This is a genomic window from Fuscovulum blasticum DSM 2131, assembly GCF_003034965.1.
GTDB lineage: Bacteria > Pseudomonadota > Alphaproteobacteria > Rhodobacterales > Rhodobacteraceae > Pseudogemmobacter > Pseudogemmobacter blasticus.
The window spans coordinates 1-23,745 of sequence record NZ_PZKE01000002.1; the positions used below are offsets into that span (position 1 = coordinate 1).

General features: G+C 68.0%; 27 protein-coding genes and 1 pseudogene. 7 read left to right on the forward strand and 21 right to left on the reverse strand.

All coding sequences use genetic code 11. From position 1 onward, the window contains the following. The 5 genes from C5F44_RS02015 to C5F44_RS02035 all read left to right on the forward strand — a co-directional run. Positions 1 to 325, forward strand: a 325-nt coding sequence (locus C5F44_RS02015; RefSeq protein ID WP_328588443.1) for a di-heme oxidoredictase family protein, incomplete at its 5' end; no start/stop codon positions are given. Between the two features lie 2 nt (positions 326 to 327). After that, a complete protein-coding gene (locus C5F44_RS02020; protein ID WP_235822481.1) occupies positions 328 to 1,317 on the forward strand; it encodes an imelysin family protein in 990 nt (329 codons plus the stop codon). A gap of 4 nt (positions 1,318 to 1,321) precedes the next feature. Beyond that, complete coding sequence (locus C5F44_RS02025; protein WP_107671850.1) at positions 1,322 to 2,383, forward strand: DUF1513 domain-containing protein; 1,062 nt, start codon at positions 1,322 to 1,324, stop codon at positions 2,381 to 2,383. 84 nt (positions 2,384 to 2,467) lie between these two features. Further along, positions 2,468 to 3,307: a fumarylacetoacetate hydrolase family protein gene (locus C5F44_RS02030; RefSeq protein ID WP_107671851.1), complete on the forward strand. Its 840-nt coding sequence runs from the start codon at positions 2,468 to 2,470 to the stop codon at positions 3,305 to 3,307. 91 nt (positions 3,308 to 3,398) lie between these two features. Continuing rightward, on the forward strand, positions 3,399 to 4,235 hold the full coding sequence (locus tag C5F44_RS02035; protein ID WP_181318154.1) for a CHAD domain-containing protein: 837 nt from the start codon (positions 3,399 to 3,401) through the stop codon (positions 4,233 to 4,235). Positions 4,236 to 4,244: 9 nt separating this feature from the next. On the opposite strand, the gene C5F44_RS02040 is transcribed toward C5F44_RS02035, so the two are convergent. Beyond that, the gene (locus C5F44_RS02040; protein ID WP_107671853.1) at positions 4,245 to 5,387 is read right to left on the reverse strand and encodes an alpha-D-ribose 1-methylphosphonate 5-triphosphate diphosphatase; all 1,143 of its coding nucleotides are present in this window, start codon (positions 5,385 to 5,387) and stop codon (positions 4,245 to 4,247) included. Between the two features lie 104 nt (positions 5,388 to 5,491). Here C5F44_RS02040 and C5F44_RS02045 point away from each other — a divergent pair, with 104 nt between their 5' ends. Beyond that, positions 5,492 to 6,172, forward strand: coding sequence for a DUF1045 domain-containing protein (locus C5F44_RS02045; protein WP_328588445.1), 681 nt, complete (start codon positions 5,492 to 5,494; stop codon positions 6,170 to 6,172). Here the strand turns inward: C5F44_RS02045 and phnN are convergent. From phnN to phnG, 8 genes and pseudogenes are all read right to left on the reverse strand, one after another. Next, positions 6,154 to 6,678, reverse strand: a complete 525-nt coding sequence (gene phnN / locus C5F44_RS02050; RefSeq protein ID WP_107671855.1) for a phosphonate metabolism protein/1,5-bisphosphokinase (PRPP-forming) PhnN — start codon at positions 6,676 to 6,678, stop codon at positions 6,154 to 6,156. The two genes, C5F44_RS02045 and phnN, sit on opposite strands and share 19 nt — an antisense overlap. Next, positions 6,675 to 7,358: a phosphonate C-P lyase system protein PhnL gene (gene phnL, locus C5F44_RS02055; protein ID WP_107671856.1), complete on the reverse strand. Its 684-nt coding sequence runs from the start codon at positions 7,356 to 7,358 to the stop codon at positions 6,675 to 6,677. The genes phnN and phnL overlap by 4 nt, the downstream gene beginning before the upstream one ends. Then, entirely contained in the window at positions 7,355 to 8,305 is a 951-nt protein-coding gene (locus C5F44_RS02060; protein WP_107671857.1) for a magnesium transporter CorA family protein, read from the reverse strand. Before C5F44_RS02060 ends, phnL begins: the two co-directional genes overlap by 4 nt. A gap of 4 nt (positions 8,306 to 8,309) precedes the next feature. Then, on the reverse strand, positions 8,310 to 9,089 hold the full coding sequence (phnK, locus tag C5F44_RS02065; protein WP_107671858.1) for a phosphonate C-P lyase system protein PhnK: 780 nt from the start codon (positions 9,087 to 9,089) through the stop codon (positions 8,310 to 8,312). Continuing rightward, positions 9,086 to 10,006, reverse strand: a complete 921-nt coding sequence (locus C5F44_RS02070; RefSeq protein ID WP_107671859.1) for an alpha-D-ribose 1-methylphosphonate 5-phosphate C-P-lyase PhnJ — start codon at positions 10,004 to 10,006, stop codon at positions 9,086 to 9,088. The genes phnK and C5F44_RS02070 overlap by 4 nt, the downstream gene beginning before the upstream one ends. A gap of 191 nt (positions 10,007 to 10,197) precedes the next feature. Further along, positions 10,198 to 11,286, reverse strand: a complete 1,089-nt coding sequence (locus tag C5F44_RS02075) for a carbon-phosphorus lyase complex subunit (RefSeq protein ID WP_107671860.1) — start codon at positions 11,284 to 11,286, stop codon at positions 10,198 to 10,200. Then, positions 11,286 to 11,863 (reverse strand): annotated as a pseudogene (gene phnH, locus C5F44_RS02080) (phosphonate C-P lyase system protein PhnH). Before phnH ends, C5F44_RS02075 begins: the two are co-directional and overlap by 1 nt. Further along, positions 11,860 to 12,303, reverse strand: coding sequence for a phosphonate C-P lyase system protein PhnG (gene phnG / locus C5F44_RS02085; protein WP_107671861.1), 444 nt, complete (start codon positions 12,301 to 12,303; stop codon positions 11,860 to 11,862). The pseudogene phnH and the gene phnG overlap by 4 nt, the downstream one beginning before the upstream one ends. Positions 12,304 to 12,421: 118 nt before the next feature. Between phnG and phnF the strand changes: the two genes are divergently transcribed. Next, a complete protein-coding gene (gene phnF / locus C5F44_RS02090; protein ID WP_107671862.1) occupies positions 12,422 to 13,141 on the forward strand; it encodes a phosphonate metabolism transcriptional regulator PhnF in 720 nt (239 codons plus the stop codon). On the opposite strand, the gene C5F44_RS02095 is transcribed toward phnF, so the two are convergent. The 12 genes from C5F44_RS02095 to C5F44_RS02150 form a co-directional block, all read right to left on the reverse strand. Beyond that, the gene (locus tag C5F44_RS02095) at positions 13,129 to 13,797 is read right to left on the reverse strand and encodes an LbetaH domain-containing protein (protein WP_107671863.1); all 669 of its coding nucleotides are present in this window, start codon (positions 13,795 to 13,797) and stop codon (positions 13,129 to 13,131) included. The two genes, phnF and C5F44_RS02095, sit on opposite strands and share 13 nt — an antisense overlap. Positions 13,798 to 13,809: 12 nt before the next feature. Continuing rightward, positions 13,810 to 15,153: a phosphonate ABC transporter, permease protein PhnE gene (gene phnE / locus C5F44_RS02100; protein WP_107671864.1), complete on the reverse strand. Its 1,344-nt coding sequence runs from the start codon at positions 15,151 to 15,153 to the stop codon at positions 13,810 to 13,812. A 4-nt stretch (positions 15,154 to 15,157) separates the two neighbouring features. Next, complete coding sequence (gene phnE, locus C5F44_RS02105) at positions 15,158 to 16,036, reverse strand: phosphonate ABC transporter, permease protein PhnE (protein WP_107671865.1); 879 nt, start codon at positions 16,034 to 16,036, stop codon at positions 15,158 to 15,160. A gap of 59 nt (positions 16,037 to 16,095) precedes the next feature. Beyond that, the gene (gene phnD, locus C5F44_RS02110) at positions 16,096 to 16,992 is read right to left on the reverse strand and encodes a phosphonate ABC transporter substrate-binding protein (protein WP_107671866.1); all 897 of its coding nucleotides are present in this window, start codon (positions 16,990 to 16,992) and stop codon (positions 16,096 to 16,098) included. Between the two features lie 43 nt (positions 16,993 to 17,035). Then, positions 17,036 to 17,854 carry a phosphonate ABC transporter ATP-binding protein gene (phnC, locus tag C5F44_RS02115; RefSeq protein ID WP_107671867.1) on the reverse strand — a complete coding sequence of 273 codons (819 nt, stop codon included), beginning with the start codon at positions 17,852 to 17,854 and terminating at the stop codon, positions 17,036 to 17,038. Positions 17,855 to 17,941: 87 nt separating this feature from the next. Next, positions 17,942 to 19,153: an alpha-D-ribose 1-methylphosphonate 5-triphosphate diphosphatase gene (locus C5F44_RS02120; RefSeq protein WP_107671868.1), complete on the reverse strand. Its 1,212-nt coding sequence runs from the start codon at positions 19,151 to 19,153 to the stop codon at positions 17,942 to 17,944. Positions 19,154 to 19,684: 531 nt separating this feature from the next. Beyond that, positions 19,685 to 19,924 (reverse strand): FeoC-like transcriptional regulator, encoded by a 240-nt coding sequence (locus tag C5F44_RS02125; protein WP_107671869.1) that lies wholly within the window; start codon positions 19,922 to 19,924, stop codon positions 19,685 to 19,687. Between the two features lie 15 nt (positions 19,925 to 19,939). Then, on the reverse strand, positions 19,940 to 22,246 hold the full coding sequence (gene feoB / locus C5F44_RS02130; protein WP_107671870.1) for a Fe(2+) transporter permease subunit FeoB: 2,307 nt from the start codon (positions 22,244 to 22,246) through the stop codon (positions 19,940 to 19,942). Then, on the reverse strand, positions 22,243 to 22,482 hold the full coding sequence (locus C5F44_RS02135) for a FeoA family protein (RefSeq protein ID WP_107671871.1): 240 nt from the start codon (positions 22,480 to 22,482) through the stop codon (positions 22,243 to 22,245). The genes feoB and C5F44_RS02135 overlap by 4 nt, the downstream gene beginning before the upstream one ends. Then, entirely contained in the window at positions 22,479 to 22,733 is a 255-nt protein-coding gene (locus C5F44_RS02140; RefSeq protein WP_107671872.1) for a FeoA family protein, read from the reverse strand. Before C5F44_RS02140 ends, C5F44_RS02135 begins: the two co-directional genes overlap by 4 nt. A 272-nt stretch (positions 22,734 to 23,005) precedes the next feature. Further along, positions 23,006 to 23,491: a bacterioferritin gene (bfr, locus tag C5F44_RS02145; protein ID WP_107671873.1), complete on the reverse strand. Its 486-nt coding sequence runs from the start codon at positions 23,489 to 23,491 to the stop codon at positions 23,006 to 23,008. Beyond that, positions 23,439 to 23,744: a (2Fe-2S)-binding protein gene (locus C5F44_RS02150; RefSeq protein ID WP_107671874.1), complete on the reverse strand. Its 306-nt coding sequence runs from the start codon at positions 23,742 to 23,744 to the stop codon at positions 23,439 to 23,441. The genes bfr and C5F44_RS02150 overlap by 53 nt, the downstream gene beginning before the upstream one ends. Position 23,745 lies beyond the last annotated feature (1 nt).

Genomic DNA, 23,745 nt, shown 5'->3' on the forward strand with positions numbered 1-23,745 from the left:
GCGGCGCGATGACTGGCTCGAGCAAAGTTTCCAACTGATCTGGCCCTATAGTGACCTGCTGCTGCATGACATGGGGCCGGGGCTGGCCGACGACCGGCCCGAAGGCCGCGCCACGGGCCGCGAATGGCGCACCCCGCCCTTGTGGGGCATCGGCTTGACCGCTCGGGTCAGCGGCCATACCCAGTTCCTGCATGATGGCCGCGCCCGCAGCCTGACCGAGGCCATTCTCTGGCATGGCGGCGAAGCGCAACCCGCCCGCGACGGCTTTGCCGGGCTAAGTGCCGAAGACCGCGCCGATCTGATCTCGTTTCTGGAAAGTCTCTAGCCATGATGCGCCTTGCCCTGATCTCCCTTGCGGCCCTTCTGCCTCTGACCGCCCCCGCCGCGCAGGCCGATACCGCCGAGGCCGTGACCGAGCTCATCGTTCCCGCCTATGCCGCCTTTGCCACGGCAACGGCGGCGCTGGACACCGCCACGCAGCAAAGCTGCGACCCGGCGGTTCTGGCCCCGGCCTACCACGCCGCCTTCGATGCCTGGATGGCGGTGGCGCCGCTGCGGCTGGGTCCGGTCGAGGATGGCGGGCGGGCGCTGGCAATCCAGTTCTGGCCCGACCCCAAGGGTCTGGGTGCCAAGGCGCAGAAGGCGCTGTTGCAGGCCGATCCCGCCGCGCTGACGCCCGACGCCTTTGCCCAGCAATCGGTGGCCGCGCGCGGGCTGATGGGGCTGGAACGGCTGCTCTGGCCCGAAAAGCCGCTGCCCGCCGATCCCTGCCCGCTGTTGCGCGCCACCACCGCCGATCTGGCCCGGGTCGCCGCCGCCGTCTCTGCCGACTGGCAGGGCGACAGCGGCTATGCCGCGCTGCTGCAAACGGCGGGCGAACCGGGCAACAGCACCTTCCTCAGCCCGACGGAGGCGCGGCAGGCGCTGTTCACGCAGATCTATACCGGGCTGGAAGCCCTGCGCGACCAAAGGCTTGGCCGCCCGCTGGGCACCTTCGACAAGCCCCGCCCCGATCTGGCCGAGGCGCGCGCCTCGGGCCGGTCGTTGCGCAACGTGGTGCTGGACTTGCAGGCGCTGCGGGCGCTGACCGTGGCGCTGGCCCCCGACACGCCAAAGACGCAGGCCGCGTTTGACCATGCGCTGACGCTGGCCGAAACGCTGGACGATCCGGTTTTCGCCGGGGTCGCCACGCCGGGCGGGCGGCTCAAGGTGGAAATCCTGCAACAGGCCGTGACCGCCATCCGCGACACGGCAGGGGTGGAACTGGCGGCGGTGCTGGGGGTGGACCTTGGCTTCAACGCCGCGGACGGGGATTGACGCGATGGCCAGCCGACGCGCCTTTCTGGCCGGCCTTGCCGCCGCCGCGATGCCCAAACCGGGCTGGGCCGCGGTGGGGAACCCGGCCTTCCTTGCCGCCGGCAAGACCGGCGAGGCCTATGAAATCTGCGGCCTGTCGGAAGCGGGCGAAATCCTCTTCCGCCAGCCCCTGCCCGCGCGCGGCCATGCCGCCGCCGCCCACCCGCTGCGGCCCGAAGCCGTGGCCTTCGCCCGCCGCCCCGGCACCTTTGCCCTGGTGCTGGATTGCGTGACCGGCGCGGTGCGGCACCGGCTGACCCCGCCCGAAGGCCGCCAGTTCAACGGACATGGCGCGTTTTCGGCGGACGGATCGCTGCTGATGACCTCGGAAGTGGTGGCCGAAGGGTCGGCAGGGCGGATCGGGCTGTGGAACGGCCGGACCTACGCCCGCCTTGGCGAATGGGACAGCGGCGGCATCGGCCCGCATGACATGAAGCGCCTGCCCACGGGCGCGCTGGTGGTGGCGAACGGCGGCATTGCCACCGATCCCGGCGACCGCAGCAAGCTGAACATCGACACGATGCGCCCGAACCTGACGCTGCTCTCGTCCGACGGCGACGTGCTGGATCAGGCCGAGCTGGACGCCGAACTGCACCAGAACTCGATCCGGCATCTGGCGCTGACGGGCGATGGCGTGGCCTTCGCCATGCAATGGGAAGGCGACGCGGCCGAGCCGGTTCCCCTGCTGGGACTGTGGACACCGGGCCGCGCACCCGTGCTGTGCCCCCCGGCCGAGGCCGAGATGTTCGCGATGAAAGGCTACGCCGGGTCCATCGCGGCGGGGCCGGCCGGGATCGGCATCACCTCGCCCAAGGGCGGCGCCGTGATGCTGTTCGACACCGCCGGCGCCTATCTGGCCACGCATCGCCGCGCCGATGTCTGCGGGCTGGCGGCGCTGGACAGCGGCTTTCTGGCCAGCGATGGCGGCGGCGCGCTGCTGTGGGTCACGGCGGCGGGGATGGAACCGCTGACCACCGGCGGGCCGCAATGGGACAACCATGTCGTCCCCGTGGGCATGGCGGGCTGATATGCCCTTCCGGCCACCGCGGGGTTTCGCGCGGCGGTGGAACATGGCATCCCTGTGCAAACGGCATAAAGCGGAGGATGTGCGATGAAACTGCTGCGATACGGGGCGCGCGGCGCCGAAAAGCCGGGCGTGCTGGACAGCGCCGGCCGCCTGCGCGACCTGTCGGCCCATGTGCCCGACATCGCCGGTGCCGTTCTGGCCGATCTTGACCGCCTGAAATCCATCGACATCCAGACCCTGCCGCTGGTGGACGGCACCCCCCGCATCGGCGCCGCCGTGGGCGGCATCGGCAAGTTCATCTGCATCGGCCTGAACTATTCCGACCACGCCGCCGAATCCGGCATGGCCGTGCCGCCCGAGCCGGTGATCTTTGCCAAATACACCAGCGCGGTCTGCGGCCCGAACGACCCGATCCTGATCCCGCGCGGCAGCGTCAAGACCGACTGGGAGGTGGAGCTGGCCTTCGTGATCGGCAAGCCGGGGAAATACATCGCGGAAGCGGATGCGATGAACCACATCGCGGGCTACATGATCTGCAACGACGTTTCCGAACGATCGTTCCAGACCGAACGCGCGGGGCAATGGTCCAAGGGCAAATCGTCCGACAATTTCGGCCCCATCGGCCCCTGGCTGGTAACGCGCGACGAGGTGGCCGATCCGAACAGCTTGCAGATGTGGCTGACGGTCAATGGCCAGACGATGCAGAACGGCTCGACCGCGACCATGGTCTATCAGGTGCCCTTCCTGGTCAGCTACCTGTCGCAGTTCTTTACGCTGCATCCGGGCGACGTGATCTCGACCGGCACGCCGCCGGGCGTGGGCATGGGGATGAAGCCGCCGCGCTACCTGAAACCGGGCGATGTGGTGGAACTGGGGATCGAAGGCCTGGGCACCCAGCGGCAGGTCTGCGAAGCCGACGCCTGATCGCGGGCACGGGGCGCGCGCGCGGCGTCATACCGCCGTTACCAAACCATGACAAAGGCTGGGGCCGGAAAGCCCCAGCCTTGCGGTCATCGTGCAGCCCGAATCTCCCCTGTCTCCGCCCCCGGAACCCTGCTGCGAAACCGCCTTTCGCGGCATCGTCGAGGATTGCCTGTTTTCCACCGACGCCTCGCTGGCACTGTTCCTGAACAGCGATGCCCCCGATGGCCCGCACAAGACGCGGGTGGCGCTGCGGCGGCTGACCACCTGCCTTGATGCCTTTGCCCCGATCCTGCGGCGCAAACTGCGCGGCGCGTTGCGCGATGACGCCAAGCGGATGTTCCGCGATCTGGGTCAGGTGCGCGACAGCGATGTCTACACGCTGGACCGCCGCGAAGACCCGGGGCACGAGGTCCGCAGCCAGCGCAACCAGAAACTGCGCGACCAGACGCGCAAGCGGCTGCGGCGCCACAAGGCGGTGGCGGTGGCCCCGCGCGCCTTGCGGCTGGTGCAGCCGGGGGGCGAGATCTACCGCACCACCGAAGCCGCGCTTGCCCTGCGGGCCGGCCCCTTGCCCAGCTTTGCCGCCGGGGTGCTGGATCAGGCCTGGAACCGCTGCCTTGGCTATGGCACCTCGGCGGCGGCCATCCCGCCCGCAGACCGCCACGATTTCCGCAAGGACATGAAGACCCTGCGCTATCTGTGCGAATTCTTCGATGACCTGTTCCCAGGATTGGCCGAAGACCCCTTCGCCAGCGATTTCCGCCGCATCCAGAACGCCCTTGGCACGGTGAACGATTACGAGGTCGCGCTGGCGATGGAACGGCGCAAGCCGCCGCGCAGCCTGCCCCCCGAACAGGCCGAGGCGCTGGCGCTGGCCGATGCGCTTTGGGCGCGGCTCTCGGCCGCCGCGCCCCCCTGGCGGGGCTGACGCGCGCCGTCAGGCGGCGCGGCGTCCCTGCACCCAGACCCCGCGCACCGCGCCCGCTGACCCGATCCGGGCCACCCGGATCACATCGGCCCGCGCGCCGGGCCGCAGGTGGCCACGGTCGGCCAGTCCGGTGGCGTCAGCCGGGGCGGCGGTGACGGTGGCGATGCCGCGCGCCATGTCCCCCCACAGATCGCCCAGCATCAGCCCCGCCGACAGCAGCGACGACGGCACATAGTCCGACGACACGATGTCAAGAAGCCCGGCCTCGGCCAGCACCTGCGCGGCGACATTGCCGGAATGGCTGCCGCCCCGGATCAGGTTCGGCGCCCCCATCATCACCTTGATGCCATGGTCATGGCAGGCCCGCGCCGCCTCGACCGTGGTCGGGAACTCGGCGAAATGCGCGCCATGTTCGGCAGACCGCAGCACATGCGCGGTCTCGGTATCGTCATGGCTGGCCAGCACCGCGCCATAGCGCCGCGCCGCCTGCACCGCCGCCTGTTCATGCGCCTGCCCCAGCCGGGCGGTCAGCGCCTTCTGCCGGGCCACATGGTCCTCGAACTCGGCGGCCGAAATGCCGTGCTTGCCGCAGACGTATTTCTCAAGCTGCCCGATGTCGCGGAACTGCCGCTCGCCGGGGGTGTGGTCCATCAGGCTGACAATGCCGATCCGGTCCTCGGGGCCGAACTTCGCCAGTTCGTCGATCAGGGTTTCGGAACAGACCTCGGCCCGCAGATGCAGGAAATGGCTGATCCGCAAGGCACCTTCGGCCCGCAGGCCCAGAATCTCATCGGCCAGCGCGCGGGCGTATTCCCCGTAATTCGCCTTGGCGTTCGACACGACCGACCCCACCCGCAGCGCATCGAACACCGTGGTGATGCCGACGCTGGCCAGTTCGGCATCATGGGCGATGATGGCGGCGGCATGGGGCCAGTTGACCTTGGGGCGCGGCTCGATATGGCGTTCCAGATTGTCGGTGTGCAGCTCGATCAGGCCGGGCATGACCAGATCGCCGCCGCAGTCGATGGCGCCCGCCGGCACGCCGCTGCCTTCGGCGATGTCGGCGATGCGGCCTCCCTCCAGCCGGATCTGGCCGCGAAAACAGTCGTCCGGCAGCACCAGCACGGCATTGGCAAGGATCGTTTCGGTCATTTTGCAGAAGTCCTGTCTTGCGCCCGGCATGGGCTGGCGGTGGAATGACAGCGGGCCGTCACATCCATGTGACATGGCCCGGATAGGCCGCCCTTATGGATCAGATGAAGCGTTTCGCCGTTTACTATGCCCCCCGCCCCGGCCCGCTGGCCGAACGGGCCGCCGCATGGCTGGGCTGGGACGGGGCCTCGGGGCTGGCCCTGCCGCAGCCTGCCCTGCCCGGCCTGCCGCGCCCGGTGGCCGATCTGACGGCAGACCCGCGGAAATACGGCTTCCATGGCACGCTGCGCGCGCCGTTCCGCCCGGCATCGGAGCTTGCGGCCAATGATGTTGCCGCAGCGGTTCAGGCGCTGGCCGCAAGGCTGGCCCCTGTCACCTGCGACGGGCTGCACCTGGAAAACCTGCACGGCTTTCTGGCGCTGACGCCCACCGGCTGCGAAGCCGCGTTGCTGGACCTGGCCGCCGCCGTGGTCGAGGGCACCGATGCCCTCCGCGCCCCCCTGACCGGGGCCGAAATCGCGCGTCGCCGGCCCGAAACCCTCAGCACGCGGCAGCGCGACCTGCTGGCCCGCTGGGGCTACCCCTTCGTGATGGAGGAATTCCGCTTCCACCTGACCCTGACCGACCGGCTGCCCGCCGATCAGGCCGGGCCGGTGGCGCGGGTTCTGGACGACCATTTCGCCCCCGCCCTGCCCCGGCCCTTCATTATCGAAGACCTGTGCCTGTTCGGGGAAGATGCCGAAGGGCGGTTCCATCTGCTGCATCGCTACGCCCTGTCCGGCTGAAGCGCGGCCAGAAGCCGGGCAATGCCCCGTTCCGGCGCCCCGTCATTGACCACCGTCACCGCCGCAATCCCTTCGGGCAGGGCAAAGCCCGCACGCGCCAGCCGCGCCTGAATATCCGCGGCGCTTTCGCGCCCCCGTGCGGCCAGCCGTTCGGCCAGCACCGCATCGGGCGCGGTGATCACGATCACCCGCAGATCGGGCAGAACCGTCCGCGCCGCCCGCAGCGCGGCCCGCGATCCGTTGAAGATCGCGTCGCCCGGCCCGTCGATCTGCGCGCGGGGAATGCCGTAATGCAGCCCGTGCGCCGGCCAGTGCAGCGCGAACTCGCCCGCGTCCCGGCGGCGGGCGAATTCGGCCTCGGACACACCCTCGAAATCCTCGCCCCCGGCCGCGGCGGGCCGGGTGATGACGCGGCGCACCCGGCGCAGATCGGGCCGCGCGGCCAGGGCCCCGGCGATTAGCGTATCCTTTCCCGCGCCCGAAGGGCCGACAATGGCAAAGATCATGCCGCGGCCTGCGGGGTGAAGCCTGTCACATCGACCAGCCGGTCGCAGACACGGGCGCGGGCGGCCTCGTCATGGAAGATGCCAAGAATGGCCGCGCCCCGGGCCTTGGCCTCTTCGATCAGGGTCAGCACCACTTCGCGGTTCACCGCATCAAGGCTGGCGGTCGGCTCGTCCAGCAGCAGCGCCGGACAGGGGTGGGCAAAGCCGCGCGCGATGTTCACCCGCTGCTGCTCGCCGCCGGAAAACGTGGTGGGCGACAGCGCCCACAGCCGTTCGGGAATGTTCAGCCGGGCCAGCAGATCGGCCGCCCGCGCCCGCGCCGCCGCCGGGTCGGTGCCCAGCTGCAACAGCGGCTCGGCCACCACCTCGATCGTCGGCACACGCGGCACCACGCGCAGGAACTGGCTGACATAGCCCAGCGTTTCCCGCCGCAGCCGGATGATCTGCCGCGGCTCGGCCCGGGCAATGTCCAGATCGCCCACCCAGATATGGCCACCCGCGGCCAGATAGTTGCCCCAGACCATCCGCATCAGCGTGGACTTGCCCGCCCCCGACTGTCCGGTCAGCCCCACACATTCGCCGGGCGCCACCGTCAGCCCGGCCCCGGCCATCACCGGCAGCACCGCGCCGCCCTGATTGTGCAGGGTAAAGGATTTCGACAGGTTCTCGATGCGGATCATAGCCAGCGTTTCCATTTGAAGAAAAGGAAGGTTCCCACCGCCGAGGCCAGCATCAGCCCCAACGCCATCTGATAGCCCCAGGCCCAGGTCAGTTCGGGAATCCCGGTAAAGTTCATGCCATAGGCCGAGGCGATCAGCGTCGGCGGCAGGAAGATCACCGCCACGACAGACACGATCTTGACCGTGGTGTTCTGCGCCACCGAGATCATGCCCAGCGACAGGTCCGAGGCCATGGCGATGCGGTTGGTCAGGAAATCGCCATGCACCTCAAGCGCCTGAATGTCGCGCATCAGGCCCTTGACCACGGGGCGCAGCCCGTCGCCGCCCCCGTCGGCCAGCGACTGGCCGAAATAGCTGATCGCGCGTTCCAGCGTCAGCAGCGACAGCCGCACCTTGGCGATCTGGTCCGACATCTGCGAGATTTCGCGCAAGGCGCCCGCAAGATTGCGGTCGCTGCCGCCCAGATCGAAGACGCGGGCGGTGATCTGGTCAAGCTCGCCCCCGCCCGCTTCAAGAATGTCGGCCAGACGCCCGATGATTTCCTCCATCAGCGACAGGAACAGCCGCCGCGGATCGGTGCAGCCGGGGCCCACCTTGTCGGCCCGGGTGGGATAGGTCTCGAACGGGCGCGGCCGGTGGTGGCGGACGGTGATCAGCCGGGTGGCGGTCAGGATGAAGGTGACCGGGGCCGAAACCCGCGCCCCGGTTTCATCAAGACCGGGCAGCACCACGGTCATGTAATCGGCCCCGCCTTCCCGATACAGCCGGTTCGACAGCTCGATCTCTTCCATCTCGGCCGGGGTGGGCACCTCAAGGCCCATCGCCCGCACCCGTTCCACCTGCGCCGGCATCGGCTTGTAAAGATCGACCCAGACCGCCGGGTCCAGCGGCCCGGAATGTGGCATCTGGGTCAGCTTCGCGCCGGCGCTGGCATAGGCGAACAGCATCGGCTCAGACCTGCAGGACCGAAGAGACCAGCAGTTGCGTATAGGCGTGCTGCGGGTCGTCCAGCACCTGGTCGGTCAGGCCCTGCTCGACCACCCGGCCCGATTTCATCACCATCAGCCGGTCGGCCAGCAGGCGCACCACCGCCAGATCATGCGTCACGATGATGACCGACAGGCCAAGGTCGCGCACCAGCCCGCGCAGCAGGTCCAGAAGCCGCGCCTGCACGCTGACATCAAGACCCCCGGTCGGTTCGTCCATGAACACCAGCCGCGGTCCGGTCACCAGATTGCGCGCGATCTGCAACCGCTGCTGCATCCCGCCGGAAAAGGCGCTTGGCCGGTCGTCGATCCGGTCGGCGGCAATCTCCACCCGTCCCAGCCAGTCGGCCGCCTTGCCGCGGATCTGACCGTAATGCCGCGCCCCCACGGCCATCAGCCGTTCGCCCACATTGCCGCCCGCGCTGACGCCCATCCGCAGACCGTCACGCGGATTCTGATGGACAAAGGCCCAGTCGGTGCGTGACAGCCGCCGCCGTTCGGTTTCAGGCAGCGCGCGCAGGTCACGGCCATCATACAGGATGCGGCCTTCGTCCGGCACCTGATGCCCGGCCAGACAGGCCAGCAGGGTGGATTTGCCCGATCCGCTTTCGCCCACGATCCCCAGCACCTCGCCAGGGTAAAGGTCAAAGCCCACATCGGCACAGCCGATGCGCGCACCATAGCGCTTGGTCAGGCCCGACACCGAAAGCAGCGGCGCGGCGGGAAAGGCGGAATGCAGCGTCATGCCGGAACCTCGGGCTCTGCGCAAAATCCTTCGAAGGATTTTGCAAATTTCTTCGAAGAAATTTGCGCCGTGCCCAGCCGGCCCAGATGGCCCGCCGCCTGCCGCCCGGCGCAGAAATCGGTGTCGGAACAGACGAACATCCGCCCGCCCGCATCATCGGTAATCACCTCGTCCAGATAGCTGTGCGCCGCCCCGCACAGGTCGCAGTCCTGCGCGGCCTTGCTGGGCTCGAACGGGTGATCGTCGAAATCAAGGCTGACCACCCGGCTATGCGGCGGCAGCGCATAGATCCGCTGTTCCCGCCCCGCGCCGAACAACTGGATCGCCGGGTTGCCCGACAGTTTCGGATTGTCGAACTTCGGGATGGGTGACGGGTCCATCACATAGCGCCCTTCCACCCGCACCGGATAGGCATAGGCGGTGGCAATCTGGCCGTGGCGCGCGATGTCCTCATACAGTTTCACATGCATCAGCCCGTATTCCTCAAGCTCGTGCATCTTGCGCGTCTCGGTCTCGCGCGGTTCCAGAAAGCGCAGGGGTTCGGGGATCGGCACCTGATAGACCAGGATCTGCCCCGCCTGCAGCGGCTGTTCGGGGATGCGGTGGCGGGTCTGGATCAGCGTCGCCTCTTCCGTGTGTTCGGTCACGGCAACGCCCGCCGTGCGCTGAAAGAACTTGCGGATGCTGACCGCGTTGGTGGTGTCATCCGCGCCCTGGTCAATGACCTTGAGCCGGTCTTCCGGCACCAGACAGGCCGCCGTAACCTGCACGCCCCCGGTGCCCCAGCCATAGGGCATGGGCATTTCCCGGCTGGCGAAGGGCACCTGATAGCCTGGCACCGCCAGCGCCTTCAGCAGCGCGCGACGGATCATCCGCTTGGTCTGTTCGTCAAGATATGCGAAGTTGTAGTCAGACACGCCCGCCCCCTGCCCTGTGGTGCCACGCTGAGCCAGATCGACCTGCCCGCCGCCGCCCTGCTGGCCGCCATCGTGATCGTGGTCCTGGGGCCGATGGTCTGGCTGCTGTGGCTGAAGCTGCGCGCCCTGTTTCGCGCGATGATCGCCCTGCGCGATCGGATCGACCGCAGCCAACGCTGGTGAAAGGCCGCTCATTCCGCCGCCTCCTGCCGGCTTGCCGCCGTGGCCTCGGCCCGCAGGCGGCGGATCAGTTCCAGCTCGGCCTGAAAATCAACGTAATGCGGCAGCTTGATGTGTTCCAGAAACCCGGTCGCCTGGATGTTGTCGCAATGCGACAGGACGAATTCCTCATCCTGCGCCGGGGCGCCAACGTAATCCTCGCCCAGTTCCTTCCAGCGCAGCGCACGATCAACCAGCGACATGGCAATCGCCTTGCGTTCGCTCTGGCCGAAGACCAGCCCATATCCACGGGTGAACTGCGGCGGTTCGGTCTTGCTGCCCTTGAACTGGTTGACCGTCTCGCATTCGGTCAGCTCGACCTCGCCGATCTCGACCGCGAAGCCCAGTTCGGGGATCTCCACCTCGACCGCGACAGCGCCGATGCGCAATTCGCCCACGAAGGCATGGGTGCGGCCATAGCCGCGCTGCGTGGAATAGGCCAGCGACAGGATGAACCCTTCGTCGCCACGAGTGATGGCCTGCAACCGCAACGCCCGGTCGGCGGGCAGCTCCAGCGGTTCGCGCGTCAGGTCGGGCGGCACGGCATCGCAGGGCGGCGCAGCCTCGATCAGCCCGTCGCGGTTCAGGAAGCCGGTCACATGCGGCACGGGGCCCGTCTGCGCGGGCACCGTGGCGGCGGCGGGCACCTCGTCCCCGGCTGCCAAGCGGAAATCCAGCAGGCGATGGGTATAATCGAAGGTCGGCCCCAGAACCTGCCCGCCGGGCAGATCCTTGAAGGTGGCGCTGATGCGGCGGTCCACCGCCATGGCGGCGGTCTCCACCGGGTTCGACGCCCCCAGCCGTGGCAACGTGGTGCGATAGGCGCGGATCAGGAACACCGCCTCGATCAGATCGCCCCGCGCCTGCTTGATGGCCAGCGCGGCAAGGTCGGGGTCGTAAAGCGACCCTTCCGCCATGACCCGGTTGACCGCCAGCCGCATCTGTTCGCGGATCTGCGCCACGGTCAGCTCCGGCACCGCCGGATCGCCCCGGCGCTCCTCGGCCAGCCAGCCATGGGCATTGTCGATGGCGCGTTCGCCCCCTTTCACGGCAACATACATCAGACAGCCTCCACGCGGGTGGACCGGGGCAGCGCGGCAAGATGGTCGCCGCAGGTGAAGATCGTGTCGAAGCCCAGCGGAAACAGCGCCCGGTTGGCGCGGAAGGCTTCGGTCTCGGGCAGGCTGAGCTTGGCCGTCGTCTCGATCCCCGGCCGGCCAGCATGGCGCCCCGGTTTTCCAGCCGGTCCATCTCGACGATCAGCGTCGCCGATCGGTCGGGGTAATCCGGCTGCCCGATGCGAAACCGGCTGACCGGCTGCAAGGCAGACCAGCGGCCCAGAGCAAAGGCCGCCGCATCCGCCCCGACCAGCGGCGCGCCAATGTGGAAGGCCACCCAGTCGCGCACCGCCGGGCAATCGGCATCGCCCGCCAGATGCAGCGGCGTGGTGCCATCGGCCAGCACCAGCAGCGCCACGCCCGCCGCCGGGGACAGCGGCGCGGGCGGCTGCGCGCCGTCAACCCGGTGAATCGTGCCGGGCCGCGCCATCGCCTCCATCAGCGCGCGAAAGGCGCGGGCCGATTGCACAGGCGCCTCGGCAAAGCCGCCCGACAGGCTGGTCAGAACATCGGCGGTCATGCGTCCTCTCCCCGGACCATGGTGAAGAAATCAACCTTGGTGGCCGCCGCGCGGGCGGCGCGGGCGGCGCGGCGCCCCTCGGCCTCGGCCCGCAGCACCTCAAGCACATCGGCCCGGACGCGCGGCGCAGCCTCGGTCTGCATCAGCGCATCGGCCACGGCGGCGCGGGTGGCATGGGCGCGGTCGCGGCCCTGCACCCAGGCATGGCCCACTGCGCCGCCCGCCAGCCGCACCGAACAGCGGGTGACGGTCATTTCGCCCAGGTTGAAGGCGGCCCCCGTGGCCCCTGCCCGGCCCCGCACCATCACGGCGCCAGTTTCCGGGCTGCGCAGCAGGTCATGTGGCGGCAAGTCGGGCATCAGCGCGGCCAGCCGCGCCGGCGGCGCCTTGGCCAGCACGGACATCCAGTCCTGCCGGGCGGTGATTGGGGTCTCGGTCATCCGGTCCTCGACATCTTGCGAAGTTGTCTGTTTATCTATACAACTAGACAAGTATCTACGCCGCCGCCCGAGTCGGCTCAAGAGAAAAGCTGTGAAACTTTCATGACAGGAGGGCCGGATGCCCCGCCCCGCGCTGTGGACCGCCATCGCAGACCGGCTGAAGGCCGAGATTGCCGATGCCCTGTATCGCCCCGGTGACAAACTGCCGACCGAGGCCGAACTGGCCGCGCGGTTCGGCGTGAACCGCCATACCGTGCGCCACGCGCTGGCCGCGCTGGCCGAGGCGGGGCTGGTCCATGCCCGGCGGGGCGCGGGGGTGTTCGTCGCGGCGCGGCCCACCGATTATGCGCTGGGGCGGCGGGTGCGCTTCCACCAGAACGTGGCGGCCTCGGGGCGAACGCCGTCGCGGCGGATCACCCGGCTGGAAACCCGCCCCGCCAGCCCGCGCGAGGCCGAGGCCCTGCACCTGCCCGCCGGAGAGCCGGTTCATGTGGTGGAAGGCGTGTCGCTGGCGGACGGGCAGCCGCTGGCGGCGTTCCGTTCGGTCCTGCCCGCCGCCCTGTTGCCGGGGTTTCCGGCGGTCATGGCGACTGAGGCCTCGATCACCGCCGCGCTGGCGGCCTGCGGCGTGACCGACTACACCCGCGCCGAAACCCGGCTGACCGCCAAACTGGCCGATCCGGTTCTGGCGCTGGCCCTGCAGGTGCAGACCAGCGCGCCGGTGCTGCGCTCGGTGGCGGTGAACGTGGATTCCACTGGCCGGCCGGTCGAATTCGGCACCACCTGGTTCGCGGGCGACCGGGTCACGCTGACCGTGAACCCGGATCAGGCGTCGTAACGGTCCAGGAACTCTTCCGCCCGCAGCGCCCGGAAATCGGCCAGCGCGTCCCGCAGGCGGCTGTGGTCCCAGTCCCACCAGGCCAGCGCCAGCAGGCGGTCGATCACCGCCTGCGGAAAGCGGGATCGCAGCGGCGTGGCCGGGCAACCGGCGACAATCTGGAACGGACCCACATCGCGCGTGACCACGGCCCCGGCGGCGACAATGGCGCCGATGCCGATGCTCACCTCGGGCTTGATGATCGCACCATGGCCGATCCAGCAATCGGCGCCCAGCTCGGTCCGCCGCGCGGCCCGGGCGGCGAAAAAGGCAGCGTCATCCGTCACATCGGGCCAGTAATAGCTGGACCGATACAGGAAATGGTGCTGCGCGGCATGGGTGAAAGGGTGATCGGTCGGCCCGATCCGCGTCATCGCGGCGATATTGGCGAAGCGGCCCACGGTGGTATTGGCGATGTCGGCCATCCGGTCGCAATAGGCATAGGCCCGGAAGGCCGAGTTCAGGATGCGAGAGGCGGCACCCACCTCGGTCCAGCCTTCGAAGGTTGATGCCTGGATCAGGCAATCGGGGTGGATCAGCGGACCAGAGGCCGAAAGACGTGCGCCACGATGCGACGCCTGCTCAGTTCCGGCCTTTTCAAGCAGTTGCGGTTCCATGTTCAGCCCTTCTCAGCTTTTGCCGCCCGCATCGCCCTTGATCAACCGGCGGCGCAGCCAGCCGGACAGGCTGTCCATCGCCATGACCATCAGCACGATCAGCACCATGTAATAGGCCACCTCTTCCCAGTCCTTCTGGGTGATGATCGCCTGCGTCAGCAGCAGCCCGATGCCGCCGCCGACAATGGCGCCAATCACGGTGGCGCTGCGGGTGTTCGATTCCAGGTAGTACAGGACTTGCGACAGCAGCACCGGCGTCACCTGCGGGATCACTCCGAACCGCGCCCGTTGCAGCCGCCCCGCCCCGGTCGAGCGGATGCCCTCGACCTGCTTTTCGTCGATGTTCTCCAGCGCCTCGGAAAACAGCTTGCCGAAACTGCCGGTGTCGGTGATCAGGATCGCCAGCGCCCCGGTCATCGGGCCGGGGCCAAAGGCGCGCGACAGGACGATGGTCCAGATCAGCCCGTCCACGCCGCGTATGAAGTCGAAGACCCGGCGGAAGGCAAAGCGCACCAGCCGCACCGGCATCATGTTCGATGCGGCCAGAAACCCCAGCGGCAGCGCGATCAGCGCCGCGCCCATGGTGCCAAGGAAGGCCATCAGCACGGTTTCGAACAGCGCCCAGACCACATCGCCATGGTGCCACATCTTGTTGTGCCAGAAATCCGACACCATGCCGGCGATGTTGGACCGGGCCGGGTCAACCCGGTCACCGACCAGCGCCAGCCGGGCCAGTTCCAGCGGCCCCCTGCCATAAAACGGGCTGTCCAGCGTAAAAAAGAACTGCTCCCACCCCGGTTCGTACCGGAAGGTTTCCACCTTGGACCGCGAATAGCTGAACCGCCCCGCGTCGGTGGTGACGGACACCTTGTTCTCGGCCACCGAAATCCAGTCCGGCACCGGGCCGGGCGGCAGGGTCACGACCGGCTTTCCCCCGACCGGATGCACATCCACCACGCCATAACCCGGAATGTCATAGCGCGCGCCGGTGGCGTCATAGGTCACGACATGCCCTTGCCCAAGGTCGATGGTGGTGATGCCATCCGCCACCGACACCCAGTCGGGAAAATGGTCAGGCGCATAGGTTCCCTTCGCCTCGCCCTCGATCGCCACCGTCAGCGCGCCGGAACGGTTGTCGCGGGTGACATGGGTCTTGTGCGACCAGAAGTCGGCCAGCAGGATGGCGGCATTGTCCATCCGGGCGCGGGCGGCCAGCCCCGCCAGATCGAAGGACACCGCGGCATAGAGCAGATAGGCCAGGATCAGCGCCGGCACCGCCAGCGCCAGACGGCGGCGGCGGTCGAAGCTGCGGGTCACGGTTTCGGCCAGCGAAGGCGCATGGGATACGGCGGTCATGGCGTCACGCTCCCTTGACCAGACGCGCGCGGGCGCGGTCGGACAGACGGTCGATCAGGACAATGGTCACGAACAGCAGCAGGAAGATCGCCACCACCTGATCATAGCGCCCCTGCCCCCATTGCATCGCCAGCTTCAGGTCATGCCCGATCCCGCCCGAGCCGACGAAGCCCAGAATGGCACTGGCACGGACGTTGATTTCAAACCGCAGCAGCGCATAGGAAATCCAGTTCGGCGCCACCTGCGGGATCACCCCAAGCAGCATTCTCTGCCCCCAGCTTGCCCCGACCGAGGTCAGCCCTTCGACCGGCTTCAGATCGGCATTCTCGGCCACTTCGGAAAACAGCTTGCCCAGCGCGCCGGTCGTGTGAACGGCAATGGCGATCACCGCCGGAACCGGGCCACCGCCCAGAATGAAGATCAGCACCAGCGCGATGACGATTTCGGGAACGGCGCGAAAGGTATCCATCAGCCGGCGGAACAGCGGAATGGCGCGCGGCCAGCGGGCCAGCCCGCGCGTGGCCAGCAGCGACAGCATCACCGCCCCCAGCGCCCCCAGCAGGGTTGAAACGGCGGCGATGTTGATCGTCTCGATCAGCGAGGGGAAGAATTCGACCAGCCGCCCCGGCAGGTTGGCACGGTTGGCCCAGGCCTCCGACAACACCTCGGACGGAAAGGCGCCCAGCATGGGCAGGCCGTTCCAGAACCCGCCGGCATTGCGGTCATTGGCCAGAATCCAGCCCGAGGCCATGAGGCCCACGAACAGCACCAGCAGCACGCCGCCATACATGCGCTTGCGGCGCAGCAGGTCCAGATAGGCGGCGCGGGGGTCCGAAAGATCGGGCCGGCGGCCGGGCTCAGGCCCGAAGGCAATATCGACCATGCGAGGTTCCACAAATGAACAGCCGGGCCCCTTGCGGGGCCCGGCGGAAAGACGGCGGATTACTGCGCTTCCTGCAGCTTGCGGGCGGCCAGCACGCCCAGATAGGCGTCATGCGTGACCGGGATGAAATCCTTGGCCTCGCCCGCCGCAACGGCATAGGCGCAGTCCTTGTCGCTTTCCCACAGGTCGGCGGTCAGTTGGGTCACCTTGTCCTTCACGTCCTGCGGCAGCGCCTTGCGCACCACCATCGGGCCTTCGGGGATCAGGGTCGAACGCCAGATCTCGACCAGGTTGTTCATGTCGACAAGGCCCGCATCGGCGGCCTTGCGGAAGGCGCCCGAGTTGTAGCCGTCTTCCCAGTTGCCCAGACCGTCGGCCCAGCTTACCCCGGCATCGAAATCGCCGTTGGCGACGCCGACGATGGTCTGCTCATGGCCGCCCGAGAACTTCACGTCCTTGAAGTAGGTCTTCAGGTCGCCGTATTTTTCGGTCAGCTCGGCGGCGGGCACCAGATAGCCGCTGGTCGAGTTCGGCTCGGCAAAGGCAAAGACCTTGCCCTTGGCATCGTCAATCGACGTGATGCCGCTGTCGGCGCGGGCAAAGCCGATGGAGTAATAGCCGGTCGAACCGTCGGCATTCTGCTTGGTCAGCTTGACCTCAACCGCCTCGGGGTCGGTCAGATAGATCTTGGCATAGCCGCTGGCGCCCAGCCAGGCCATGTCAAGCGTGCCGCCCAGCAGGCCCTGGATCACGCCGTCATAATCGGCCGGGGTAAAGACCTTGACCGGAACGCCAAGCGCCTCTTCGATCTTCTTGCGGTAGCATTCGTTCGAGGTCAGCCGGTCCTGGGCATTTTCGCCGCCAAGGATGCCAAGGTTGAACCCGGTAATCTCCTGGGCCTGCACGGCGCCGGCAAGCGTGGTGGTGGCAGCAAGGGTGAGAAGCAGCTTTTTCATGGTCTCTCCGTGGGTTGGGTCCGGCCTTGCAGAAGGCCGGGGGTCACGACAGCATGATGTCCGCATAGGTGCGGTCGGCCGTGGTGTCTGCGGGAATGGCGGTCGAGGTGGCCGCCTCGTTGAAGGTTTCGTCGGCGCCGTAGATGTCGCGCGCGACGCCGGTGGAAAGCTGGTCGGGCGTGCCGTCGAACACGATGCGGCCGTCGCGCATACCGATCACCCGGTCGCAATAGCGGCGCGCGGTATCCAGCGTGTGCAGGTTGGCAATCACCATCCGGCCGTCTTCGGTGTTGATCCGCTTCAGCGTGTCCATCACCACCTGCGCGTTCATCGGATCAAGGCTGGCGATGGGTTCGTCGGCCAGGATGATGCGCGGGTCTTGCATCAGGGCGCGGGCAATGGCGACGCGCTGCTGCTGCCCGCCCGACAGCGCCTCGGCCCGTTTGGGGGCCTGTTCGGCGATGCCAAGCCGGTCAAGAATGTCCAGCGCGCGCAGGATGTCGGCGCGGGGCCACAGGTTGAACATGGTCTGTAGCGTCGAGCGGCGGTTCAGGATGCCGTGCAGCACGTTCGAGGCCACATCCATCCGGGGCACAAGGTTGAACTGCTGGAAGATCATCGCGCATTGCGATTGCCAGGCGCGCGCCTCGGCCCCGCGCAGGGCAAGCACGTTGCGGCCATCCACCCGGATCTCGCCCGAAGTCGCGTCGATCAGGCGGTTCATCATGCGCAGGAAGGTGGACTTGCCGGCGCCCGACCGGCCGATGATGCCGACAAAGCCGGGATGGTCGATGGTAAAGCTCACGCTGTCCACCGCGGCCTTGGCGCCGAACATCCGCGTGACCGCCTTCACTTCCAACATCCCGCCCGCCCCCGTCTGTTGCGTTGCGGACGAGGTAGCGGCGCGGTGTGACGGTTGCCCTGCGGTTCGGTGAAACTTCGGTAACGCCTAAAGGGCGGAATAGCCGCCGCGATCCGAAACCCAGGTGCGCAGCGGCGCGGGCGGGCCGTCTTCGGGCCAGTCCAGCAGCACAAGATCGGCGCGCAGGCCGGGGGCGATGCGGCCCCGGTCGGTCAGGCCCATAGCGGCGGCGGGGTTGGCGGCGACCAGTTTCCACAGCGCCGGCAGATCGGCCACGCCATCGGCCAGAAGCCGCACCACGGCGCCCAGCATGGCCGGATAGAAATAGTCCGAGGCCAGGATGTCGCACAGCCCGCGGGCAATCATCGCGGCCGCGCCGGGGCTGCCCAGATGGCTGCCGCCGCGCATGGCATTGGGGGCGCCCAGAACGATCAGATCGCCCCCCTCGCGCGCGGCCAGGAAGGCGCGTTCGTGCATGGGAAACTCGGCCACCGTCGCGCCAAGGCCGCGATAATAGGCGCGGGTCTCGGGCTGGCTGTCGTCATGGCTCAGCATGGGGGTGTCATGCGCCCGCGCCAGCGCGGCGATGTGGTCAATCAGCGCAGGAACCTGCGGGCGGCGCGACCAGACCTCGGCGATCAGGGCCACATAGTCCGGCGTCGTCATATGCGACCGCTTGGCCCGCGCCTCCATCTTGTGCAGGAAGGCCGGCGCGGCAAGGTCGGTCAGCGGATACTCCGCCACCTGATCGAAAGGCCGGTCATGCAGCGCCACCGAAGGGTGCAGCAGCGCCGCGCTGGTGTGGTCATTGAAGGCCAGCGCCGGGCGATCCTGCCCCGCCAGCACATGCGCAATCAGCGGCACGGCCTCGGGGCAGAAGGTTTCCCAGCGAAGCTGGATGCGGTTGTCCACCGTCAGGCGCGGGCGCAGGTGTTCCAGCGCGCGCACCACCTGCCAGCCCGTCTCCACGCTGCGCAGGCCCGGTTCCCAGGACAGGGTCAGGGCATGATAGGCGGTGGCGATCCCGTTCGCGGCCAGTTGCCGGTCAGTTTCCAGAAGCGCCGCCTCGGTGCCGACACTGACACCCGGGCGCGGCTGCAACTGCCGTTCAAAGGCATCGCCGTGAATGTCCACGAAGGCGGGCGCCAGCACCCTGCCCCGCCCCGGCACCACGGTTGCGCCATCCCGCGCCACGTCGATGCCGGTGATCCCCCCCGCCTCGATGCGGACCGAAGCCGTTTCCACCCGATCCTCGAAAATGACGCGGGCGCCTTCGATCAGTTCCGCCTTGCCCTGCATCCCGCCCGCCCTTCCGCCCGAAGATCCCTGTGCCCCAAGCCTGACCTGCCCTGCCGACCAAGGTAAAGCGTGAAACGGCCGTCGCGTCCTGCCGCCCGCGCGCGGACACAAGCGGCCCATAGGCGGCCGGCATGACAGGATCACGACAACGGAAAACAAACAGCCCGCGCCACATCCTGGGCACGGGCTGAAAGTCGGGCCGGACGCGCGGCGTGCTGGGGAGCGTTGGGGTGGCGCGCGCCGGTTCATGTATCAGAAAACGCCCTGCGGTGGTGCGGGACAACTCCCACTCACCCCGCACGGGCGCCAGATCAAAAACATCGCGGGCGAACACGGTTCTGGCCGCACAGCACCCGCGAGAAAAACTCGTTACGGAACCACACCTTGCACTCAGTCACTTGCTACAGTTGGAATGATTCCATTTCCTCATGGCCACATTATGGCGTGGATGCGGAACAGCCCGCCACAATTTGTAGCAAAAGAAGCGACGTTACGTCACTTTGGCGCACGCCCTCGCACAGCCCGCCCCTATCAGGAACCGGACCGCGGATCGGGGCCTGTCCAGAGGTAAATATCGGCGGCCCGGGCCGAAGGGCAGCCGCCGCATCCGCCGGAACAACTGCCGCAGGACTGGCGCCGCACCTGCCCCTTGGCGACCCAGTGCTCCACCATGCCCTGCATCGCCTCGGGGCTGACGCGGAAATGCAAAGCCAGATCGGACAGGCTGGCCTGGCCACGGGTCTGGATCAGCGATCGGATGGCAAGCAGCATCCTGTCACCGCCCCGTCAGACCGGCACCGAAACGGCGCGCGACGGCGGGCCGCGGCGGCCGATCCGGCGCAGGGTCAGGATGAACACCGCCAGCGCCGCCAGAATCCCGGCGATCCAGGCGGCGGAACTGCCGGGATGCCGGGCCAGCGTCGCGGCCTGATAGAACACCACCGCCGATCCCCAGCCCAGAAACAGCGTCCAGCCGAAGACAAAGCCGGTCCAGGCGGCCCCCGCCTCGCGCCAGACGGCCGAGATGGCGGCGGTGCAGGGAACATACAGCAGCACCATCAGCAGATAGGCAAAGGCGCCGGCCTGCCCGTCGAACAGCGCGCGCATGGCCCCGAAAGTGCCCTGATCAACCTCAAGCTCATCGGCGGCGGCGGCGCTGTCCGCCACATTGCCAACCGACAGACCCAGCGGATCGGTCAGCGCACTGCCAAGGTCCGAAAGATTGGTGCCGACCGACGCCACCGCTTCGCCCAGCCCCGCCATCAGGTCGAAGGGCGCGTCGTCTTCCGCCGCGGCGCCGCCCTGCGCGGCCTGGCTGTACAGCGCGTTCAGCGTGCCGACCACGGCTTCCTTGGCCAGAATGCCGGTGAAAACCCCCACGGTCGCCGGCCAGTTCTCGGGCCGGATTCCCATGGGTTCGAACACCGGCACGATGGCCTGACCCACGGCCGCCAGCATGGAATTGTCGGTATCCTCATTGCCGAAGCTGCCGTCGCGGCCCCAGGAATTCAGCACGGCGATCACCGCCACCACCGGCACCAGCACCCGGCCCGCGCGCAGGACAAAGGCCTTGAGCCTGTCCCAGGTGCGCAAGGCCACGCTGCGCAGGCGCGGCAGGTGCCAGGGCGGCAGTTCCATCACGAAGGGCGTGGTGGCGCCGGGCAGCAGGGTGTTCTTCAGCATCAGCCCGGTCAGCACGGCGGCAAGGATGCCGATCAGATACAGGCCGAACACAAGGTTCTGCCCGCCCGTCGGAAAGAACGCCGCCGCGAACAGCGCATAGACCGGCAACCGCGCCCCGCAAGACATGAAGGGCGCCATGGCAATGGTCATGGTGCGGTCGCGCTGCGATTCCAGCGTGCGGGTGGCCATGATGGCGGGCACGTTGCAGCCGAACCCCACGATCAGCGGCACGAAACTTTTGCCCGGCAGGCCGACCATGCGCATGAAACGGTCCATCACGAAGGCGGCGCGCGCCATGTAGCCCGAATCCTCCAGCACCGACAGGACAAGGAACAGGCAGGCGATCACCGGAATGAAGGTGCCCACCGTCTGCACCCCGCCGCCAAAGCCGTTGGCCAGGATGGTCACCAGCCAGTCAGGGCTGCCAAGGCGGGCCAGAAGCGCGCCGAATCCGTCCACAAAGATCGCGCCGCCGGCGATGTCGAAGAAGTCGATGAAGGCGCCGCCGAAGTTGATGGTGATCAGGAACATCCCATACATCACCAGCAGGAACAGCGGGATGCCCAGCAGCCGGTTCAGCACCACCCGGTCAATCCGGTCCGAGATGGTCTGGCCCAGCTCCCCCCGCCGCCGCACCGACCCGCCCGTGATCTCAGCCACCCGGTCATAACGGGCGCTGGCGATGGCGGTGTCCGCCTCATAGCCCAGCGCGGCCTCGGCCGCCTCGCGCGCGGCGCGGACGGGGGCGGCCAGCGCGGGCAGCCGGTCCAGCAGCACCGGGCTGCCTTCCAGCAGTTCCAGCGCAATCCAGCGCGGGCTGGCGGTTTCCCCGGCGGCGGCAATCTGCGGCACCAGCGCGGCCAGCGCCGCCTCGATCTCGGGGCCATAGGCAACGGCGGCGGTCGCCGGCGCGGGGGGCGTCAGCAGCGCATCCTTCAGCGCGGGCAGCCCCGTGCCCCGGGCGGCAACGATCGGAATCACCGGGCAGCCCAGCGCCGCCGAAAGCGCGGGAATGTCGATGTCGATGCCCTGCGCCTTGGCAACGTCCATCATGTTCAGCGCCACGATGACGGGCACGCCCATCTCGATCAGTTGCAGCGTCAGATACAGGTTGCGCTCGATGTTCGAGGCATCGACGATATTGACGATCAGCCGCGCCTCGCCCGACAGGGCGTAATCGCGGGCGATGCGTTCGTCGATGGAAACGGCATGGCCCGACCCCAGCGAATAGGTGCCGGGCAGATCGACCAGTTCGATGGCCTGCCCCTTGTGCGACAGCGCGCCCAGCTTGCGTTCAACCGTCACGCCGGGCCAGTTGCCAACCGTCTGCCGCGCGCCGGTCAGCGCGTTGAACAGGGTGGTCTTGCCGCAATTGGGGTTGCCCACCAGGGCCACGGTGAAGGCTGTCATGCCGGGGTTCCTTCAACGATCAGGGCGGCCGCCTCGGCCTTGCGCAGCGAAAGCTGGTAGCCCCGCAGTTCGATCACCACCGGGTCACCCAAGGGGGCCACGCGCAGCACCCGCAGGGTCACGCCGGGGGTCAGGCCCATCGACAGCAGCTTCTGCCGATAGGCCGCCCCGCCGGGGGCATAGCCGGTGACACGCGCCGTGGCCCCGGGGGCCAGCGTTGCAAGGGCGGCGGTCATGGCCGGCCGTCCTGCACGGCGGTAACAAGGATCTTGCGCGCCATGTCCTGACACAGCGCCAGCCGCGCCGCGCCAATGCCCAGGACCAGCGGCCCCGCCCCGGCGCCCCGCACCAGCCGCAACCGCGCCCCGATCAGGATACCCTGATCAGCCAGCCGCCGCCGCATGTCGGGGCATCCGGCCAGCCCGGTCACCACCATTTCGGCGTCAGGCGTGGCAAGGGTCAGCGGTATCTGTCGGGCGTTCATCATCGGTCTGTCTCCGCTGCCACCTGTTCCGGGCAAAGCCTTGCCTCGATGCTTAGTATTTTTATCGGGAATGTGGATTGGGACAGTTTGACGCAAGGCGCCGAACCGGCAGATCCGGGCCGGATCGCAGCTTTTCCCGGCAAACGGCCCGCAGGCGCCACCGCAGCGCCAATTTCAAATGCAATATGAAAAACCCGCAAATGGCGGATCGCACCATTCGCGGGCTTGAGCTGAGTCGCCCAGATCTTGTGCGGCCAGGGCGCGCTGTCGGGGCGCTACTCGGCCGCGTTTGCCGGCTTGGCGTTCAACTGGCCATAGGCCACTTCGCCCAGCCGCTCGTAAAGACCAAGCTGCGTTTCGAGAAAGTCGATATGGCCTTCCTCATCGGCAATCAGCGAATCGAACAGGCTGCGGGTCACATAGTCGCCCACACTGTCGCAATGGCGGCGGGCCTCGATATAGAGGGTTCGCGCCTCATGCTCGGCGGCAAGGTCACATTCCAGCGTTTCCTTGATGTTCTGGCCAATGCGCAGGCTGTCCAGCTTTTGCAGGTTGGGGTGGCCTTCCAGAAAGATGATGCGGGCGATCAGCCGGTCGGCGTGCTGCATCTCCTCGATGGATTCCTCACGCGACTTGGCGGCCAGATGCCCGTACCCCCAGTCGTCCTGAAGGCGATAGTGCAGCCAGTACTGGCTGACGGCGGTCAGTTCAGACCGCAGTGCCGCGTTGAGATACTCGATGACCTTGGCGTCGCCCTTCATGTGGCTTTCCTTTCACGCTGCGCAGGACAGGTATGGCTGGCTGGGCCGCATCGGCCGTGGCTACCCCGAAACTGTCACAGGCACGCATGGTGTCAAGGAACAAGGGCATACACCCCCCGCAATCCGCCCGCCGCCCAAGGGCATGGTAGATCTTGCCGGGGGTGATGATGGTCTGCGGATCGGCTGCGCGCATCCAGTCAACTGCCGCGCGGATGTCGCGGTCGCTGATATTCTGACAATGGCAGACGATCATG